14 protein-coding genes are annotated in these 20364 nt (G+C 52.5%); 6 read left to right on the top strand and 8 right to left on the bottom strand.

The features are described 5' to 3' along the window. Positions 1-3 precede the first annotated feature (3 nt). Both METMA_RS0121550 and METMA_RS0121545 read right to left on the bottom strand, forming a co-directional pair. Complete coding sequence (locus METMA_RS0121550; protein WP_020161192.1) at positions 4-1434, bottom strand: RtcB family protein; 1431 nt, start codon at positions 1432-1434, stop codon at positions 4-6. A gap of 9 nt (positions 1435-1443) precedes the next feature. Beyond that, positions 1444-1863 (bottom strand): archease, encoded by a 420-nt coding sequence (locus METMA_RS0121545; protein ID WP_020161191.1) that lies wholly within the window; start codon positions 1861-1863, stop codon positions 1444-1446. Between the two features lie 386 nt (positions 1864-2249). On the opposite strand from METMA_RS0121545, the gene METMA_RS0121540 reads away from it, so the two are divergent. Further along, entirely contained in the window at positions 2250-2627 is a 378-nt protein-coding gene (locus METMA_RS0121540) for an Hsp20/alpha crystallin family protein (protein ID WP_020161190.1), read from the top strand. A 6-nt stretch (positions 2628-2633) separates the two neighbouring features. After that, positions 2634-5072 (top strand): endopeptidase La, encoded by a 2439-nt coding sequence (lon, locus tag METMA_RS0121535; protein ID WP_020161189.1) that lies wholly within the window; start codon positions 2634-2636, stop codon positions 5070-5072. A 155-nt stretch (positions 5073-5227) separates the two neighbouring features. Here lon and cysN read toward each other — a convergent pair whose 3' ends face one another. The 4 genes from cysN to METMA_RS0121515 all read right to left on the bottom strand — a co-directional run bounded on the left by cysN (position 5228) and on the right by METMA_RS0121515 (position 9819). Then, on the bottom strand, positions 5228-6856 hold the full coding sequence (cysN, locus tag METMA_RS0121530; RefSeq protein WP_020161188.1) for a sulfate adenylyltransferase subunit CysN: 1629 nt from the start codon (positions 6854-6856) through the stop codon (positions 5228-5230). A 48-nt stretch (positions 6857-6904) separates the two neighbouring features. Further along, positions 6905-7813 carry a sulfate adenylyltransferase subunit CysD gene (gene cysD, locus METMA_RS0121525; RefSeq protein ID WP_020161187.1) on the bottom strand — a complete coding sequence of 303 codons (909 nt, stop codon included), beginning with the start codon at positions 7811-7813 and terminating at the stop codon, positions 6905-6907. 145 nt (positions 7814-7958) lie between these two features. Then, positions 7959-8657: a monofunctional biosynthetic peptidoglycan transglycosylase gene (gene mtgA / locus METMA_RS0121520; protein ID WP_051114415.1), complete on the bottom strand. Its 699-nt coding sequence runs from the start codon at positions 8655-8657 to the stop codon at positions 7959-7961. Between the two features lie 127 nt (positions 8658-8784). Continuing rightward, complete coding sequence (locus METMA_RS0121515; RefSeq protein ID WP_036298162.1) at positions 8785-9819, bottom strand: GGDEF domain-containing protein; 1035 nt, start codon at positions 9817-9819, stop codon at positions 8785-8787. A 235-nt stretch (positions 9820-10054) separates the two neighbouring features. On the opposite strand from METMA_RS0121515, the gene METMA_RS0121510 reads away from it, so the two are divergent. Then, positions 10055-10411, top strand: coding sequence for an outer membrane protein assembly factor BamE (locus METMA_RS0121510; protein ID WP_020161184.1), 357 nt, complete (start codon positions 10055-10057; stop codon positions 10409-10411). Positions 10412-10463: 52 nt separating this feature from the next. Here METMA_RS0121510 and METMA_RS0121505 read toward each other — a convergent pair whose 3' ends face one another. Continuing rightward, positions 10464-12074: an NAD(P)/FAD-dependent oxidoreductase gene (locus METMA_RS0121505; RefSeq protein WP_027147526.1), complete on the bottom strand. Its 1611-nt coding sequence runs from the start codon at positions 12072-12074 to the stop codon at positions 10464-10466. A gap of 213 nt (positions 12075-12287) precedes the next feature. Here METMA_RS0121505 and METMA_RS0121500 point away from each other — a divergent pair, with 213 nt between their 5' ends. From METMA_RS0121500 to METMA_RS0121490, 3 genes are all read left to right on the top strand, one after another. Continuing rightward, on the top strand, positions 12288-14915 hold the full coding sequence (locus tag METMA_RS0121500; protein WP_020161182.1) for an ATP-binding protein: 2628 nt from the start codon (positions 12288-12290) through the stop codon (positions 14913-14915). Positions 14916-14997: 82 nt separating this feature from the next. Then, positions 14998-15798, top strand: a complete 801-nt coding sequence (locus METMA_RS0121495) for a c-type cytochrome (protein WP_020161181.1) — start codon at positions 14998-15000, stop codon at positions 15796-15798. A gap of 56 nt (positions 15799-15854) precedes the next feature. After that, positions 15855-16550, top strand: a complete 696-nt coding sequence (locus METMA_RS0121490; protein WP_232216405.1) for a DUF5020 family protein — start codon at positions 15855-15857, stop codon at positions 16548-16550. Here METMA_RS0121490 and METMA_RS0121485 read toward each other — a convergent pair. Next, on the bottom strand, positions 16547-20074 hold the full coding sequence (locus METMA_RS0121485) for an EAL domain-containing protein (protein WP_020161179.1): 3528 nt from the start codon (positions 20072-20074) through the stop codon (positions 16547-16549). The two genes, METMA_RS0121490 and METMA_RS0121485, sit on opposite strands and share 4 nt — an antisense overlap. Positions 20075-20364 lie beyond the last annotated feature (290 nt).

Below are 20364 nucleotides of genomic sequence, written 5' to 3'. Positions count from 1 at the left end.
GCTTTAACCTTTTATGCAGATGACAGGTTCCAGTCGGGCCACTTTTTTCGCCAGGCCGGCCCGGTCCGCCACATCGATGACGGCGCGCACATCCTTATACGCCAGCGGCGCTTCCTCGGCGATGCCGCGCATGGACGCGCTGCGGATGAGGATGCCCCGGTCCGCCAGTTCATCAATCAATGCCCTGCCGCGCCATTGCTTGGTCGCCTGGTGGCGGCTCATGGCCCGGCCCGCGCCATGGCATGCCGAACTGAAGGCGCGCTGTTCGCTGTCTTTCGTGCCGCACAGCACATAGGAGCTGGTTCCCATCGAGCCGCCGATCAGCACCGGCTGGCCGACATCGCGGTACTCGGGCGGCAAGTCCGGGTGCCCCGGTCCAAACGCCCGGGTGGCGCCTTTACGATGCACGAACAGGTTTCTTTTCACGCCGTCGATAGCATGTGGCTCTAGTTTGCAGGTGTTGTGCGAAACATCGTACAGCAGGTCGAGATGGAGTCCCGGAAACACCGCCGACACGGCTTTGCGGGTCAGGTGCGTGATGATCTGCCGGTTGGCCAGGGCGCAGTTGATACCGGCGCGCATGGCGCCCAGGTATTTTTTTCCCAGCGGCGAATCCAGCGGCGCGCAGGCCAGTTCCCGGTCGGGCAGGGCAATATGGTATTGAGGCGCCGCCAGGGCCATGTCTTTTAGAAATTCGGTGCCGATTTGATGGCCCAGACCTCTGGAGCCGCAGTGAATAGTGATGACGATGGCGTCGCGCTTGAGTCGGTAAGCATCGGCCAGGGTCGGGTTGTAAATATCGGCGACCCGCTGTACTTCAAGATAATGGTTTCCGGAACCCAGGGTACCCATTTCGTCTTTTTGCCGCTCCCGTGCTCTGGTGGAGACCTGTTGGGGTTCGGCGCCGGCCATGCAGCCGCGTTCCTCGGTGAAGGCCAGGTCTCGGGCGGTGCCGAATCCCTGTTCGACGGCCCATGAGGCGCCGCCTTTGAGCATGGCTATCATGCCGTCATGGTTCAGATGGATTTTACCCTTGCTGCCGACGCCCGCCGGAATCGCGCGATACAACTCATCCGCCAGCTGGTGCTGATGAGGCTGTAAATCGGCCATGTCCAGGCCGGTGAGCAGGGTGCGCACGCCGCAAGATATGTCGAACCCCACGCCGCCGGCCGAAATGACGCCGCCCTGCGCCGGGTCGAAGGCGGCGACGCCGCCGATAGGGAAGCCGTAGCCCCAGTGCGCGTCGGGCATGGCATAGGCGGCTTCGACAATGCCGGGCAATGAGGCTACGTTGGTAAGCTGTTCGTACACTTTCTGGTCCATATCGCGCAGCAGTCGTTCATCGGCATAAATGATCGCCGGCACGCGCATGGCGCCTTGGGACGGAATTTCCCAGCAGGTTTCATCGCGTTGTATGAATTGAGAGATATCCATGAGTATCCTTTAAACGTCGACGACGCATTGGGTAACCCATAGGCCGTCCGGTTGTTGATAAACATGCGGCTCGGTCAGCGCGGCGCCTTGTATTTTCACGGCAGGCTGGTGTTGTTGCCGGTCCACGGCCTCGCCAAAGGTGGTTGCCGTCAAGCCTTCCTCATCAAGGGACACCTGGAACCGGTTGAACAACAGGCCGTTAACCGCCGTGATGCATGCCCGTTCGTCGATCCAGCCCGGAAACGGAAATGCGTTGTCGCACCCCGTGCAATGTATCCGGATCGCTTCCGATGGCGGAATATGAGCGGGATCGGCTATTACCGCGGTCATGGCCGGCGTCGCCTGCTCCACGTTTTGGTTGAGCGTCGGAGCGATTCCGCGTATGCCCATATAGGCTTGGTGTTCAAAATGTTCCCAATAAGGCGACATAGCTTCACTTTGCCGTTGGTGAGTTTATTTCTTCGTAATAATGTTTCATACTACGATGAAAAAGCCCTATTGAGATATAGCGCGACTTACCTAAGTAATGGTACTGATTATCTTATTGCTGTTTATACTATAGATTAAACTTAATTTTGGCTCGAAAGCAGCAAAGCAGCGAATGTTTAATATGCACCTATGATCTTGAAAAATATGATGTTGTAGCGGGCAAATGGATTATTTTTCAGACTGAGCTTTCGGGCCGGCCTTTCTGTCATGTCTTGGGTGAAACCTGCCAGCCCTGCGTTGGTTTATCTGTTTTGCTTCATGATGCAAGTAATAATACCGACAATCTGAAATAAAACATTATGCCGTTACGTAATTTTGAATTTTCAATGTGGGCGGAAGCCTGTGAAGTGCTGGATCGTGCCGACCGGCTGCATCGGCGGTTTTTCAGACCTCGCGTCATGAATGCCAAGCGTCCAATCTGGGAGCCGCCGATCGATATTTATGAAACTCAGCATGAATTCACAATTATGGTCGCGCTGCCCGGTGTGGAAACGGAAAATATCAAGGTAAGCTTTGAGGATGGTTTATTGGTGGTGGGCGGGCGGCGTTTCCTGCCGGTTGGCGCCGAGGCTGAGATTCAACGGCTGGAGATTCCGTATGGTCGGTTTGAGCGGAGCATAGAGCTTCCCGATGGGCGTTTTGAATTGGGCCCGCACGAGTTTATGAATGGCTGTCTACTAATTTCACTACGGAAAATAGGATGACTTCATATGCGGATCAAGGACCTTAAAGACTTAATTCTGGGGTCAAAAGGCGATTCTGACGATGATTCGGCCGCGATGCGGAAGGCTCAGGATGATCAGTCCCGGCTATTCATTCCCGATGATGCCTTGGTCATCGTGCCCATGCTCGGTACCGTATTGTTTCCTCAGGTCGTCCTGCCGTTGGTGATTGGCCGAAAACAGTCGATCGCGGCCGTGCAGTATGCGGTGCGTTCCGAAAAGCCGATCGGCTTGCTGCTGCGGCGCGATGACCGGGATGAGGATCCTGCCCCCGATGATCTCTATACGGTCGGCACCGTGGCGGAAATATTGCGATACCTGACCGCCCCGGACGGTAATCATCATATTGTCTGCCAGGGACTCCAACGCTTCCGGGTCAAGGAGTTCCTGTCCGGGTATCCTTTTCTGGTGGCGCGTTGGGAGGAGCACCAGGAACCTGAAGAAACAACCAAGGATATCGAGGCGCGCGTTGTCACGCTTAAGCGGAAAGCGCTGGAGGTGTTGAATTTATCAAAGCAAGTGCCGGATGAACTGGTGAGCGCCGTTCAGCTGATCAATTCGGCGCCCATGCTGGCGGATCTGGTTTCCAGCTATCTGATCACGAAAGCGGAAGAGAAACAGCAGATTCTGGGGCTGTTCGATGTTCAGAAACGTATCGATAAGATATTGGAGATGCTCAATTACAGGATTGAAGTATTGAAGCTTTCCAATCAAATTAATGAGCAGACCCAGGAAACGATGGGACAGCGCCAGCGTGAGTTCGTGCTGAGAGAACAATTGAAAGCCATCCAAAAGGAACTGGGCGAGGGCGAGGAAGGCGCGGTCGAGATCGAGGAAATCAGCAACGCCATCGCGGCAGCCAAAATGCCTGAAGAGGTGGAAAAGCATGCCCGCAAGGAATTGAACCGCCTGCGGCAAATGCCCGAGGCAGCCGGCGAGTACTCCATGCTGCGCAGCTATCTGGACTGGCTGGTTGAAATACCCTGGTCGGTCGCCAGCACGGGGGATATCGATATCAGTAAGGCACGCGAGATTCTCAACGAGGATCATTACGGCCTGGACAAGATCAAGCAGCGCATTCTGGAATATCTGGCCGTGCGCAAGCTGAATCCGGAAGGCAAGAGCCCGATACTTTGCTTTGTCGGGCCCCCTGGCGTCGGCAAAACCTCACTGGGACGCAGTATTGCCCGAGCGATAGAACGCGAATTCGTGCGCACCAGCCTGGGCGGCCTGCATGATGAAGCCGAGATCAGAGGGCACCGGCGCACTTATCTGGGCGCGCTGCCCGGTATTATCATTCAGTCCATCCGAAAGGCCGGCACCAACAATCCAGTGTTCATGCTCGATGAAATGGACAAGATCGGCGCGGGGTTTCAGGGTGATCCTTCCGCGGCGCTGCTGGAAGTGCTGGATCCGGAACAGAACTCGACTTTTCGCGATAATTATCTGGCGGTCCCGTTTGATCTGAGTCATGTCATGTTCATCGGAACGGCCAATGTCCTGGACAATATTCCCATTCCCCTGCGCGACCGCATGGAAGTGATAGAACTGTCCGGCTATACGGCCGATGAAAAGGAGCAGATCGCCAAGCGTTATCTGGTCGGCAGGCAACTGGTCGCGAACGGGTTGACGTCCGAGCAATGCTCCATTACCGATCAGGCGATACGGACCATTATCCAGGAATACACGCGTGAAGCCGGTTGCCGGAATCTGGAACGCGAAATAGGCGCTGTGTTCCGGCATGTTGCCATGCGCATTGCCGAAGGCGATGTGACTCAGGCGCATATTGATGCCGAGCAAATCCCGGCTATTCTGGGGCCGAGAAAATTTGAGAACGATGTCGCCATGCGCACCAGCGTGCCGGGCGTCGCGACAGGACTTGCCTGGACGCCCGTCGGCGGCGACATCCTGTTTATCGAAGCGACCCGCATACCCGGCACCGGCAAGTTGATCCTGACCGGGCAGCTCGGCGACGTCATGAAGGAAAGCGCGCAGGCGGCATTGAGCCTAGTCAAATTTCGGGCGATTGAATTCGGTTTGAGTCTGGATCTATTCGAAAAGACCGACATTCATGTGCATGTGCCGGCCGGGGCCATTCCCAAGGATGGCCCCAGCGCCGGCGTGGCGATATTCGTGGCCTTGTATTCGGCATTCTCGGAGCGTATTGTGCAAAACGACGTGGCCATGACCGGGGAAATCAGTTTGCGCGGGCTGGTTCTGCCGGTCGGCGGCATCAAGGAAAAAGTCATTGCCGCGGCGCGTGCCGGCATCAAAACGGTCATGCTGCCGGCGCGCAATCAAAGGGATTTTGAGGAAATCCCGAAAGCGGTCCGGGATCAGCTCCAGTTTGTCTGGCTGGAGAATGTTGACGATGCGCTGGAGGTTGCCGTGGAAAAGGAGGATGAGAACAGTCCTGAACCGACATGATACAAGGCAGAAGCGCCTGCATCAATCAAGGGCATAAAAAACCGCGAAGAACGCGAAGTGTTGCAGGGTCGAGGAACAGCGGCACGCGCTCTACGGTTGGAAATGTTGAACAGCAAAAAAGAGGCGCCTGAGCGCCTCTTTTTTTGTCTGCAGGATCAATAAATGATTTTTTGATCCTTCAAAGCCGCGTAGATATCGTCAATCGATTGATTATCGCTGTCAAACGCGATGTCCGACAGCTCGGCATTGCTGTTCACGCACAAGCAGATCAGGCCGGCATTTTTGACGGCCTGAATAAGCGGCGCCGCGTCTTCGGCTTCCAGGATGGTTGTGGCATGGCCGGTGTCGAATAATTTCCGTTCCAGTTGATACGCCATGTCCTTGCCATTGGCGCCGGTCAAGGCGATAGCCGTGGCCGTCTGACTGAATCGCGCCGCCCGTTCCGCTATGCTGACCGGTTGCTGAATTTCATCTTCCGTATGGCCGGTGATCATGCCGGCGCCGACCGTGCCGTTGGTCAGGCGGTCGATGATAATGAACGAGCCCGTGCCCTTAGTGCGCTTGTAGGGGTCGAATACCACGGGGGCGTTGACTGAAACCGTGCAGGTGCCGATCTCGTTGAGCTTCAATTCGCTGGCGTCGTGATGTTCCAGGGTATTGACATCGATACGGTGATGGATCATCGAGATGGAGCCGGGTACGCTGCGGGTGGCCAGCTTGATAATGTACTGGCGGCCGGGCGTCATGGCTTGCTCGGCCATCCAGACGATGCTGGCCTTGAATTTATCGGCGACCGTGGCCGGGGCTTTCTCCGTGCCGACAATCATGTCGCCGCGGCTGATGTCGATTTCGTCTTCCAGCGTCAATGTCACGGCCATCGGCGGAAACGCCTGATCAAGATCGCCGTCGTAAGTCACGATTGACTTGATTTTGCTGCTTTTACCCGAGGGCAGGGCGGTAACGCGGTCGCCCTTGCGGAAAATGCCTGATGCCACCGTGCCGCAGAAACCGCGGAAGTCAAGGTTGGGACGGTTGACATACTGGACGGGGAAGCGTGCGTCGTCGAAATTGCGGTCGTTGGCGATTTCAATGGTGTTCAGCGCTTCCATCATCGGCACGCCGGTAAACCAGGGCATGTTGTCGCTGCGGTTGACCACGTTGTCGCCGTCCAATGCCGACATCGGGATAAAGGTAATGTCGTGCAGATCCAGCGTCTGGGTAAATGCCAGGTAATCGGCCTTGATTTGATTGAAGGTTGCTTCGTTATAATCGACCAGGTCCATTTTGTTGACCGCGACGATGATATGTCTGATGCCCAGCAACGAGGCGATGAAACTGTGACGCTTGGTCTGGGTTTGCACGCCGTAACGCGCGTCGATCAGGATGACGGCCAGATCGCAGGTCGAGGCGCCCGTGGCCATGTTGCGCGTGTATTGCTCATGGCCCGGGGTGTCGGCAATGATGAATTTGCGGGTAGCGGTGGAGAAATAGCGATAAGCGACATCGATTGTAATGCCCTGTTCGCGTTCCGCCTGCAAGCCGTCAACCAGCAAGGCCAGATCGATCTTACCGGCGCCCGTGGTGCCGGATTTGACGCTGTCGGCCTGAACCGCGGCCAGCTGGTCTTCGTAGATCATCTTGGAATCATGCAGCAGGCGGCCGATCAGCGTGCTTTTGCCGTCGTCGACATTGCCGCAGGTCAAGAATCGTAACAATTCCTTGCGTTCATGCTGCGCCAGATAAGCATTGATGTCGGAACTGATTAAATCGGATTGGTGTGACATAGTGTTGTTTCTCTGAATTCCTGTTATATGTTGCAGTGGCGGGTATCGTTAGAAATACCCTTCGCGCTTTTTCTGCTCCATGGAGCCGGCCTGGTCGTGATCGATCAGTCGCCCCTGGCGTTCAGAGGTTGTGGTCAACAGCATTTCCTGAATGATTTCAGGCAGCGTGGTGGCGGTCGATTCGACGGCGCCTGTCAGTGGATAGCAGCCCAGGGTGCGGAAGCGGACCATTTTCATTTCCACCTTGTCGCCCGGCTCGATCGGCATGCGGTCGTCGTCGACCATGATCAGCATGCCGTCCTTGTTGACGACGGGGCGTTCCTTGGCGAAATACAGCGGCACAATCGGGATGTTTTCCAGATGAATGTATTGCCAGATGTCCAGTTCGGTCCAGTTGGAAAGCGGGAACACGCGAATGCTTTCGCCCTTGTCGATTCTGCCGTTATAGATGTTCCATAATTCAGGCCGCTGATTCTTGGGGTCCCAGCGATGATTCTTGTCGCGGAAGGAATAGACACGTTCTTTCGCGCGGGATTTTTCCTCGTCGCGCCGGGCGCCGCCGAAAGCAGCGTCGAACTGATATTTGTTCAGCGCCTGCTTGAGACCTTCGGTTTTCATGACATCGGTATGTTTTTTACTGCCATGGGTAAACGGCCCGATGCCCTGCTCGACGCCGTCCTGGTTGACATGGACCAGCAGGTCAAGGCCCAGGTCCTTGACCATGCGGTCGCGAAACTCGATCATTTCCTTGAATTTCCAGGTCGTGTCGACGTGCATCAGAGGGAAGGGCGGTTTGCCAGGATGAAAAGCCTTCATGGTCAGATGCAACATGACGGCTGAATCCTTGCCGATGGAATACAACATCACCGGGCGTTCAAATTCGGCGGCTACTTCACGAATAATATGAATACTTTCAGCTTCCAGCTGTTTGAGGTGGGTCAGTTTATAATCAGTCATTAATAATCCGTCAGGAGTGAGTACCACGGTATATTTATCGAGCGGGATCGATAAGATAATAATTTCCGCTATTTTAATTTGATCAGGCGGTTAATGCCAGATTTGCCTGAAATTTATTGTATCGTGCCGGCTATGGTTAATAATATTACCGATTCTTGATGGATGGGTAGCCGAGGTTTTTCATTTGCCTGAGAATCCAGTGCTGGCGCTTGAGCACATAATTCGAGGGATGTTTTGCGTGCAGGGTGATCGGGTTGGGTAGCGTGGCGGCCAGCAGCGCCGCCTGGGAACGGCTGAGATGTTTTGCGGCAATGCCGAAATAGTGGCGGCTGGCCGCTTCTATGCCGAATAAATGATCACCGAATTCGGCTATGTTCAGATACATCACCAATATCCGTTCCTTGCTCCACAGTAATTCAATCAACAGCGTAAACCAGGCTTCCACTCCCTTGCGCAAGAAACTTTTTGACGGGATCAGGAACAGGTTTTTGGCGACTTGCTGGGAAATCGTGCTGGCTCCCCTCAGCTTGCCGCCGCCCATATACACATCGATTGAGGACTGTATGGCGTTCAGATCAAACCCGGAGTGCCGGAAAAAACGCTGGTCTTCGGAGGCAATAACGGCCGCCGAGGCATTGGGGGAGATTTTGTCGGCGCCGACCCAGGTATAGTCGATGGCTTGGAATGGCTGATTATCGGCCAAGTCCTCAAAATGCCGGTACATCATAAATGCCGAGGTTGGCGCGGGAAGCCAGCGTAATAAGGCGCACAGGCCAACGGATGTAACCACAAAAGTCAGCAGCAAATAAAGCGCCGCGTTTCGTAGTTTAAGTTTCAGTGGCAATGAGCGGGAAGTGCGTTTTCTCAAGGAACGGGCTTGTTTTGTAAAATCGATAAAGTTTTTTCTATGGGTTCGAACCGATGCGGCGTCATCAAGCGGAACGGCTTCGGGGTTAAATTTGGGCGATAAATCAAGGCGTGTTTTCAACGACAATTTTGTTGCGCCCGGTCTCCTTGGCCCGGTAAAGGGCGGCATCGGCCCGGTCGATAATGCTTTCCATCGTATCGCCGGCCCGCAGTATCGCAATACCCGAAGAGACCGTAACCTTGCCGATGGTTTCGGTATTGTCCTTGCGTGTCAGGCGGGTGCTTTCCATGATTTTTCTGATGTGGTCGATAATATCCAGGGCCTCGGTCAATGCCGTATCCGGCATGATAATGGCCATTTCCTCGCCGCCATAGCGCGCGGCATGATGATGGCCGGCGATATATTTTTTCAACAGCGAGGCGAAAAACCGCAATACTTTATCACCGACTAAATGGCCATGGCTATCGTTGACTTGCTTGAAGTGATCCAGGTCCAATAATGCCAGGCAGCCGTGTTGACAGGTCGGACTGGCTACGAATGCGGTTAAGGCGTTATCAAAAGCCCGCCGATTCAACAGCCCTGTCAGGGCATCGGTTTTAGCGATCTCGCGCACCTGGGCAAGTTCGTTCCGAAGCAGTTCCATTTCCTTGTGAGTTTCGTTCAGCTGGGCTTTTAAAGCGTTACTGGCTTCGGCGAGTTGCCTGGTTTCCTGGATAATTTCAGCCAGGATGACGCGCAGATCGGTTGGCGCTTCGGTTGTTTGCAAGGTCTGGGAGTTAACCGTGAGATGATCGCCGGCGACCGATGCTTTTTCACTGGCAAGATTGACGGCCAGTACTGTTTGTTCGATCAGCTGCCGCAGTTGGTGGTTAATTTTTTCAAAAGACTCAGCCGATGCATTACAGATATGCGTTTTATAAAGATTTAAGCTGGTTTCGGGGTCAAATGTTTTTTTGTCGCGGATTAATGTATCGACTTCCTGATTCAGCTGCAGGTTATTACCGGTGACATATTCGTACCAGATGGCATAGTTTATGGGGTCCGTTGGAATATTATTCTTTATCATCAACGGTAAACTTTGCCGCAGATACTCCCGGTGCTGTTCAGGCGGTGCATTATAGGTGGGTAAAAAAGACATGGTGTCCGTCATGTTCGATGGCAGATTTTGCACAAATAAAATCTCGGATTATCTGTAAGGAATTTATCGGAGTTTAAATTAAAATGAAGTCCATGCAATAAGCTTTTCCGGGTTTCTTATAACTAAGCTGTACATAATAAAAAAATACGTTTATTCACATATATAGACCGTGGATTTGACAGTCTTTTATTTTAATATCAGGATAACGGATTTTTAAAATCGATATCGGATAATAATGAAAATTGATGTTGTATATGCCGTGGTATCAACGGGATTATTAAGGAAGGCGGCCGCTGGCCTGGTCATGGTTATGGCGCTTTTCTCTATTGCGGGATGCGCTACTGTCGGGCATGAGTTCCCGGCCGGCCAGGTTTCGACGATCAAAATAGGCGAAACCACCCAGAACGAAATACGCTCCATTTTTGGCAATCCCTGGAGGACTGGAATCGAAGACGGCCTGAGAACCTGGACGTACGGTATCTATCATTACAGTCTGTTCGATGATGCCAGTACGGAAGATCTGCTCATTCGCTTTGACAAGCACGGCGTCGTGTCCTCATTTGTCTTCAATACGACCAAACGATCCAAATAGACCGGTCAGGGGCGCGCTGAAAGGAACCTCCCTGTCTCATCGGTTTTACAAACTATGCCTGCTGGCCGCGGACCCAATCCAAAGCCAGTGCCTCGGCTACTTTAATGCCGTCCACGGCTGCGGATAGAATGCCGCCCGCATAGCCCGCGCCTTCTCCCGCCGGATACAGACCCCGGGTATTCAGGCTCTGATAATCGGCATTGCGCTTGATGCGAATCGGTGATGAGGTTCGCGTCTCAACGCCGGTCAGCACGGCGTCGTGCATGGCAAATCCTTTTATTTTTCTATCAAATGCCGGCAAGGCTTCCCGTATCGCTTCTATGGCATAGTCGGGCAGGGCGGAGCTCAGATCGCACAAATGCACGCCCGGCGTATAGGAGGGCTGTACCGTGCCCAGCGCAACCGAAGGGCGCTTTTCCAGGAAATCGCCTACCAGTTGCCCCGGCGCTTCATAGGTGCCGCCGCCCAGTTCAAATGCCCGGGCTTCCAACCGGCGCTGGAATTCGATGCCGGCCAACGGATGGCCCGGATAATCGTCAGGCGTGATGCCGACAACAATGCCGCTGTTGGCATTGCGCTCATTGCGCGAATACTGGCTCATGCCGTTGGTGACGACATGGCCGGCCTCGGACGTGGCCGCCACGACCGTACCGCCGGGACACATGCAGAAGCTGTAGACGGAGCGCCCGTTGCGGCAGTGATGGACCAGTTTGTAATCAGCGGCGCCGAGTAAAGGGTGGCCGGCATAGTTACCGAAGCGGCAGGTGTCGATCAGCGACTGGGGATGCTCTATGCGGAAGCCGACGGAAAAAGGCTTGGCCTCAATATAAACGCCGCGGTCATAAAGCATTTTGAAGGTGTCCCGCGCGCTGTGACCGACGGCCAGCACGACGTGATTGCCGAGGATCGTTTCGCCGTTGGCGAGCTTGACCCCATGAACCTGCCCGTTATCGATAATAATATCGTCCACACGGCTCTGAAAGCGTATTTCGCCGCCCAATGACTCGATGGTCGCGCGTATTTGTTCTACCATCGAAACCAGCTTGAAAGTGCCTATGTGCGGCTTGCTGACGTAGAGGATTTCGGCGGGCGCGCCGGCTTTGACGAACTCCGTCAGGACCTTCCGGCCGTAATGATTGGGGTCCTTGATCTGGGTATGAAGCTTGCCGTCGGAAAAAGTGCCGGCGCCGCCTTCGCCGAACTGTACGTTCGATTCCGGATTGAACTGGCGCTTGCGCCAGAGGCCGAACGTATCCTTCGTGCGCTCGCGCACTTCCTTGCCGCGCTCCAGGATGATCGGACGAAAACCCATCTGGGCCAGAATCAACGCCGCGAACAGTCCGCAGGGCCCGGTGCCGATCACGACCGGCCGGGTAGCCAGGTGTTCAGGCGCCCGGGCTACAAAACGGTAAGTCGTATCCGGCGTCAGGGAAACATGCGGGTCATCGTGCAGGCGCTGCAGGATGGCCTGCTCATTGTCGATTTCGACATCGAGGCTATAAATAAGGAAAATCGAACTTCGATTGCGGGCATCAATACCGCGACGAAATATCGTATAATTCACACGGTGTTCCGCGCTGAGACCGAGTCGATCGAGAATGGCGGTTTTGATCATGCTTTCCGGATGATCGAGAGGGAGTTTAAGTTCAGTGATTCTCAACATGTAATTATTCCGAGGGGACTTTGGCTAAAGTCCGTGTATATGCCGGTCAGCTTGATGGGACGGGTATATTCTACCGTAATGATATTTTTCTTGTTAGTAGCTATTCAGACGCTTTTATTCTGTTATGCTTTTGATATTCCAAAAAGCCGGGTATAGAGTAAAACGAAACCATTTTACATTAATAAAATCCAGAACATGACTTCCGGTTTAGCAATGATCCGTACATCAAAATACCTATTTTTAATCGGTCTTATTGCCAGCGTCTATTTTACCTCGGGTTTATTAGGCCAGATGCTTAAAGTACCGCCCAGTAACGCCGGTGCGCTGTGGCCGCCTTCCGGCATTTCGCTGGCGGCGATGCTGTTGCTGGGCAAGCGGATTTGGCCCGGTATATTCATCGGCAATTTCTGTATCAGTGCCTGGGCCTTTGGCTTTAACGAGGAATCGTTGCCCATTTATGTAATAACCGGTTTTGGAGCCACCTCCTGTGCTTTAGTCGGCAGCCACCTGATAAGATGTTTCGTCGGTTTTCCGAACCCGCTGGTGGATGATAAAAGCATTCTGCTTTTTATGCTGCTTGGAGGCCCCTTAAGCTGTCTGTTACCGGCAACGATCGCCATGATCGCCATGTATTTGAGCGGCATCATCTCGGTCTCTGAAATTCCCGTCAACTGGATCAGCTGGTGGGCCGGCGACACCATGGGCGTTCTGGTATTCACGCCGTTGATGCTGATGGTTTTCGCCCAGCCGCGGCAGATCTGGCGCAAGCGTATGGTTTCAGTCGGCGTCCCGCTGGTTTTTACGTTTGTATTAGTGATTATATTTTTCTCGTATGTCCGGGAGGCGGATCAACAACAGCGCCAGCAAAAATTCAAAAATCAGGTGATTACCTTGTCGCGCGCCTTAAAAAATCGTATTTATGGCGACCTGCACGCCATTAACAGCGCCAGAACTTTTTTTATGGGGTCGAGCCAGATTGAAAGCAAGGAATTTGCATTATTTACCAGGCAGGCGCTGTCTCCTTTTAAGGAGATCGATTCGCTGATGTGGATCAGCGAATCGCCGTCCGGAACCGCCAATGTCGAATTCATATCCATACTGAACAAGCGGATAACCGGCTACTCAAACGCCGGACGGGCATTTCCGGCAAATCCAAACGATCTGCTCAAGGGCGATTTTACTTCTTCCGAGTTCGGCTATGTGCTGGTCGAGGGAAATAAGCTATATCTGGTGATGCCCGTGTTTAAAGAAGCGGAAACTGAAGAAAAACTGCGTCGGGGGATTATTTTAGCTGCCATTTCCATTGATGAACTGGTGCGCCGGGCGTTTAGCGAGCTGAATACGTCGGGCAGCTTCCTGACTGTCACCATGTCCAAAGGCCCGAAGTACGAGAAAAAAATTATATATTCCGATGCCGGTCATCAGACGGTTAATGCTTCCGAGTATTATGTGTTCCCGGTCGCCGACCAGCAGCTGCGCTTGAGTTTTGTCCACGATTCGATCCTGGAGAATTCGCGTATTTACTGGCCCATGTGGTGGGTTTTAGTCAGCGGGCTGCTGTTCACCTGCTTGCTTGGCCTCGGGCTGTTGATACTGACCGGGCGCTATTTCCAGACTGAATCCATTATTGAAGAACGGACGGCGGCATTGCTGCAGGCAAAAAATGCCGCTGAGACCGCCAATAATGCCAAAAACCAGTTTCTGGCCAATATCAGTCATGAGCTGCGCACCCCGTTGAATGGCATATTGGGGTTTACGCAACTGTTGCAGAAAAAATCCTATTTGCCTGAGGATGTTAAAAAGCAGGTAAACATCATCAAGCAATGTAGCGATAATCTGTTAACGCTGATTACCGATATCCTCGATATTTCAGCGATTGAGTCCAATAAAATCAAAATCGATATCGGCGACTTTGACTTTGATGCACTGTTATCCAATCTGATTGAGGTTTTCAGGCTGCAAGCCGATGAAAAACAACTGGTGCTCATCGTCAACAACGAAGTCATTCCCCATCACTTGATCGGCGATGAAACCCGTATCCGGCAAATTCTTATCAATCTGCTCAGCAATGCCATTAAATACACCGATTATGGCAGTGTGACCATCACCGCGAGCTACCATGACTGCAATCTAATCGTCTCTGTTGAAGACACGGGCTGCGGCATCGCTAAAAAAGATCTGGAACAGATTTTTTCTCCCTTTGTGCAAATTAGTACCACCGATTTTGTCAGGGAAGGCGTGGGTCTTGGCTTGGCCATTACACGCGAACTGGTCGGCTTCATGGGGGGCGAAATTACCGTCGATAGCCAGCCCGGCAGAGGCAGTGTTTTTACGGTGACTTTGCCCTTGCCGGTCAGTATAAGAAATCAGTATGACGGAAGCCGGCAGCATCGGGTCGAAGTCGGCCACAATGATTGCAACCGGGTCTTGATTGCCGATGACAGCGAGATCAATTTGCTGTTACTGGCTAATATGCTTGAGCAACACGGTTGTATCGTCGACTCAGCCAAGAATGGCAAGGAAGCGCTGCAATTGATAAGCGAACAACATTATCAGATGGCGCTTATCGATCTCAACATGCCGGTCATGACCGGTCTGGAACTGGTGAAAACAATAAGAAGCCAGAACAATCCATTAATCATCGCGGCCATCAGCGCCTATGCCGATGAGAATAAAATAACAGAAGCATTGAATGCCGGGTTTGATTATTATTTAACCAAGCCGCTCGATGAAGCTTATTTACTCAAGATGTTGAAGGATATTGCGCGGCAAGAGAAGGAGAGGGATGACATCAAGCCCGAAATGATTCAGAAAAGCCCTTTTCTGCCTATGTCCGGCTGATATATAAAGTTCGCAAATATAAACTGGAATTTACAGACGCTTTTCAAAAAACCGCGTAACAAGAACTACAAGAGCTTGCATCATGACAACTATCAAACTATCGCTTGGCTTTATATTGATATTATTAATGTCGCCGCTAAGCCGGGCGGCGGACTGGCCGGAGTTCAATCTGGTTAAAGCCGAGCCCGCGCGGTTGCCCCGGCCGGAGACGGTAAAAATCAGCCACGACCCCGTCTACAAGTCGGCAAAGGAATACGAGGCTTATCCGTTGTCGGAAATCCTGAATAAAATCCCCATGCCGCCCTCGTCGAAACCGGATGAACTGGTGCTCGTGTTTACAGCCGCCGACGGATATAACGTGTCCATGGCTTATCAGGACGCCATGGCCGAGCAGGGCTTTATCGCTTTCAGGGATAAAGCCGTTCCCGAATCTAAAAAATGGCTGGAATTTAAGTTCGGCAAACAGACCATAACGCCCGCGCCGTTTTATCTGGTTTGGCCGAAAGAAGGCCTGGACGAATGGCGCTATCCCTGGCCGTTTCAGTTGGTTTCGCTGTCATTGCAGCCCGCCAAAGCGTATTTCGGCGCCGCGGCGCCCGCTAAAACCGATGACCGGATCAGCAACGGATTCGAATTGTTCAGCCGCTATTGCATTCGTTGCCATTCAGTCAATCTTTCCGGCGGCGATGTCGGCCCGGAACTGAATGTTCCGAAAAACATTACCGAATATTTTCAGGAACAGGCACTGCCCCAATTCATACGCAATGCGAGCGCGTATCGTGCCGGCACGAAAATGCCCACATTTGAGAACCTTATAACGCCTGATGACGCACAGGATATCGTGCATTATCTGAAGCAAATGAAGCTGGAAAAAGCGCAGTAAACTCGATGCCAAACATAAACAGGGCCATTCTTCTGCTATGCTGGCAGGGAATGGTCATGCCGACAGCCAACGCAGTTGACTGGACGGCCAGTAATATTCAATTGCTGTACGGCAATGACTTTGAATTCGGTGATGATGAAAGAACCACCGTGACCGTGGAGCATGCGCATGGCTGGCGGCATGGCACAAATTTCTTTTTCGTCGATCTTGCCGACCGCAATGATATCGGCGTTGAAATTTATGCCGAAGTTTACTCTTACCTGAGCATGAACAAGGTGACCGGTCTGGATTGGTCTGCAGGTCCGGTTAAGGATATATCCCTGATGGCCGGTTTAAACATCAGCAACAAGCCTGAGCAGGATAACTTCAAAGCCTATTTGCTGGGATTCAGCCTGGATCTGTCCAATTCCCTGTTTGATTATCTGCAGCTGGATATCGCCGCTTATAAAGACGACAGCGTCAGCAATAAATACGGTATGCAGATTACGCCTGTATGGAGCTTGCCTTTTCAAATCGCCTCGACGAAGTTCAAGTTCAGGGGCTTTACCGATTTTCGTACCGGCAATACCAATGCTACAGGTACTTTTCACATTCTCGCGCAGCCGCAACTGCTGCTGGATGTGGGCGATTTGTTCGGCTGGAAAAGCGACAAGGTTTTTGTCGGCACCGAATATTCTTACTGGCACAACAAATTTGGCGTAAGAGGCGTCGATGAATCCGTGGTTCAGGCCATGGCGATCGGGTTTTTCTAAAAGCTCATGGATCGCCGCCACAAGCTGTAGTATTTTTCCGCAAACTGCTTTGCCGGCAGGGGATGGCTGAAATAATGGCCCTGAAAACTCGGACACTCCTGCTGTTTCAGAAGATCGAATTGCTGCGCCGTTTCCACGCCTTCGGCAATGACGTGCAAGCCCAGGTGTTTGGCCATGCCGAGGATGGCCTGCACAATCACGGCATCATTCATATCGGTTAAAATGTCCCTGACGAAACTCCGGTCTATTTTTAATATATCGATCGGCAGTTTTTTCAGATAGGCCAGAGACGAGTAACCGGTGCCGAAATCATCCACGGCTATCGAAATCCCCAAGGCCTTTAAGGCCTTCATTTTAGAAACGGTATCGTTTAAATCATCAATCATCACGCCTTCGGTCAATTCAATACCAAGCAGATACGGCGCAATGCCGCTGCGGGTCAGGGCCAGCCGGACCTGGTCGACGAAATCAGGCTGACGGAATTGACGGGAGCTGACATTGACGGAAATATGCGGCAAATTGATGCCCGCCGTTTGCCAGGCTTTGATTTGACGGCACGCCTCCATCAGTACCCATTGACCAACCGCTAAAATCAAATTGCTTTCTTCGGCAACGGCAATAAATTCCGCTGGCTGCATCATGTTTTTGCCCGGTTGCGGCCATCGAATCAGCGCTTCCGCGCTCAATACAACGCCTTCGCTATCGACCAGCGGCTGATAGTAAAGCGTAAATTGGTTCCGCTCGACGGCAATGCGCAGATTGTTTTCCATCTTGATACGTACATCGGCCGCTTCCTGCATGCTTGGGTGATAAAAACTGATGCTATTGCGGCCGCTGGCTTTTGAACGGTACATCGCGGTATCGGCTTGTTGCAGAATGATATCGGTGCCGACATGGTTATCGGGAAACAAGGCGATGCCGATGCTCGTCGATATTTGATGCTGGTAATCATTAAGAAAAAAAGCCTGGTTTAACGCGGACCTGATTTTTTCGGCGGCCGCGATGGCATGATCCGCCGCGACCGTCAAGCTGTCCAGATCGGGATGCAGCAATACCACAAACTCATCTCCGCCGAGGCGGGCCGGAGTATCCTCTTTTCTGAGCACCGAAGTCAGACGCGCCGCAACCTGTATCAGCAATTCATCTCCTACCGCATGACCCAGGGAGTCGTTCAGTAATTTAAAATGATCCAGGTCCAGAAAAATAACGGCGCCATACTTGTGATGCCTTTTGGCCACCGCCAGGGCGTGTTCGAACCGGTCCAGCAATAACCGGCGATTGGGCAAGGCCGTTAACGCGTCAAAAAAAGCCATGGTATGGATTTTGTCGGCGGCTTCTTTTTGCGCGGTGATATCCGAGAAAACGCTTATATAATGGCTGACCTCATCGAAATCGTTTTTAACGGCCGTGACCGTTTGCCATGCCGGATAGATCTCTCCATTCCTGCGCCGGTTCCATATCTCGCCTTCAAATTTGCCGGAGGTTTGCAGTTGGAACCGGAAGTCCTCGTAAAAGGCCGGGTCATGATAGCCCGATTTCAGGATGCTGGCGCTTTGCCCTTCGACTTGTTCAGCCGAATAACCGGTGATTTGGGTAAAAGCTTTGTTCACGCGCAGGATCCTGGCGTTCTTGTCGGTGATCATGATGCCTTGCAGACTTTCGAAAGTGGTTGCGGCCAGGCGCAATTGTTCCTCGGCTTTCTTTTGTCTGGTGATGTCGATCATGAAGCCGACTATTTCCGTAACCCTGCCGTTATTAATCATCAGGTGAACCACATCGCGCAGCCAGACGCAACGGCCGTCCGCGGCGACCATGCGATATTCAAATTCATGATTGCGAAGGTTCCGGGTTTCTTCCAGGCGATAGGCCGCCGCCGTTGCCCGGTCCTCTTTATGAAGATGCCGGCGCCAGAAATCCGCTTCATTCAGCCATCTGTCGACCGGATAACCCAGTATGCTTTCCGCCTCGTCACTGACAAACAGGAATCTGAATGACGCGGGATCCGCGCGCCAGACGATGGCCGATTGCGTTTGCACCAGTTTTCTGAATTGCTGTTCGTTGGCCGCCAGTTTTATATTGCTTTGCCTGAGTTCCTCGGTGCGCTTGTCGACTTCGGACCTGATGGTTTCGGTATGGCCGGTCAGTACCAGCAAGCCGATGCTCATAAAGCCGGTCAATACCATGCCTACGGCAAGCATTTGCGAAACAGACCAGGAATAATGCTCACTGAGAAATTCCTTATCGGGCGCAATCTCCAGAAACCATTGCTGATCAGCCAGATTGACGGCGCCGAGGACAGTCAGGTTCAGCGGGTCGGATAAGGGCTGATTGCCACTCGATTGGAACAGGGTGGATTGCAAAGGCGCGTTTGCGCCGTCGAAAAGCTTGATGATGACATGCGGAAAATTTGCCCTGTTGATGGTCTGTCTGACAAAGTCCTCAATATTGACAACCTCGGCGACAACGCCTTTCAGCTCGGTATCGGTTTGAAACACGGGCAGTAAAACCATGAATTCGTGTTTGCCGGTCACGATTATTTCCCGGTCACCGATTGTCAACCCGTTCGCTGTTTCCGCCACGGATTTAAATTCGGCCGTCTCTTCGGTAATGGCCCGGTATTTGCTGATTAAGCGATGGCCTTCAGCATTGCCGGCGGCCTCAAGCCATTCAAGCCGCGTAATATCGGGATGCTGATTAAAGAGCGAACGTCCAAAAGTTTTAAAATCATTCTTCGATACCGGCTTCGGCAAGTCAACCGAGTCTTTGATCAGTTGCAGCGTCATCAGGTGCTGGCGCAGTCCGGTTTGCAAATCATCCCGGATAATCGTGGATTGAAGATCAATCACTTTATGCAGGTGTTCAACCTCTTTTTGCCGCGCGACTAAATAGCCGACCGCAAGCACTATGAAAATGCCGACTAACGGCACGCCCAGGGGGAGCAACCGTTGGCGCCAGATTCTATGGGAGCGATTAAAAATAATGAAAAACAGCGGGGTAAAGACGGCTATGCCGGTGCAATCGCCCAGCCACCAGGTTAAAAAGGAAAAAAACAGATCCTGTCCGATGATAACGCCGGCCAGAAATAACGAATACACGCTCAGCATGGCCGGCAACAAGGTGGCTACAGGGCCCGCGAGCAGGAAAAACAGAAAAATCAGCCGGGTTGAAATCAGGCAGTTCGGAAATCCTGCGTATTTGTTGACCAGAACTTTGCCCAGCCAGGCCCTCAGCACGCTATTAAGCGGATTAAGAAACGCAACCGCCAGTTCCGGCGGCGATGCCAGTAATGCCGATATATCATAAACTTCATAATGAATCAGCCATTCAGCCGCGAATATCCCCGGCAAAACCCGGTTACCCCATAACAAAACAGCGGCCAGGCCGATGCCGGCCGGCGGCCAGATGGTCGTAGCGTAACTGGGCGGCAATGATAATGGCAGCGTCAACCGGCCGACCAGATAAAAAATGACAGTCGTCGTAATGATAGGCAGCCAACTTTTAACTAAAATCTTCACAGAGGTCATCGGTCTCATTGATAAGCGGTTGTTTAGTTTTAACAGGAACCGTCCAGGCAGTTGCTTGGATTTAGGTTGATGCAATAAAGTGCCGTTACGCGGCGACTATTAGGAACAGGAATGAAGTAAGACCCGCGATTGAGGCATTATTTCCGTTCCTGTTCAATGACTGCATGCATGGAATGAACGATAAGACAAGTCAATCGCGCAAGTTAATAAAATTCACGCTCCCTGGCACCGGTGACATCCTCAAGGCGTTGATCGCGGCTTGAATAAAAAGCCAATTGCATCCTGCTTTA

Source organism: Methylobacter marinus A45 (genome assembly GCF_000383855.1).
Classification (GTDB): domain Bacteria; phylum Pseudomonadota; class Gammaproteobacteria; order Methylococcales; family Methylomonadaceae; genus Methylobacter; species Methylobacter marinus.
This window is presented reverse-complemented; position numbering and strand designations above follow the sequence as displayed.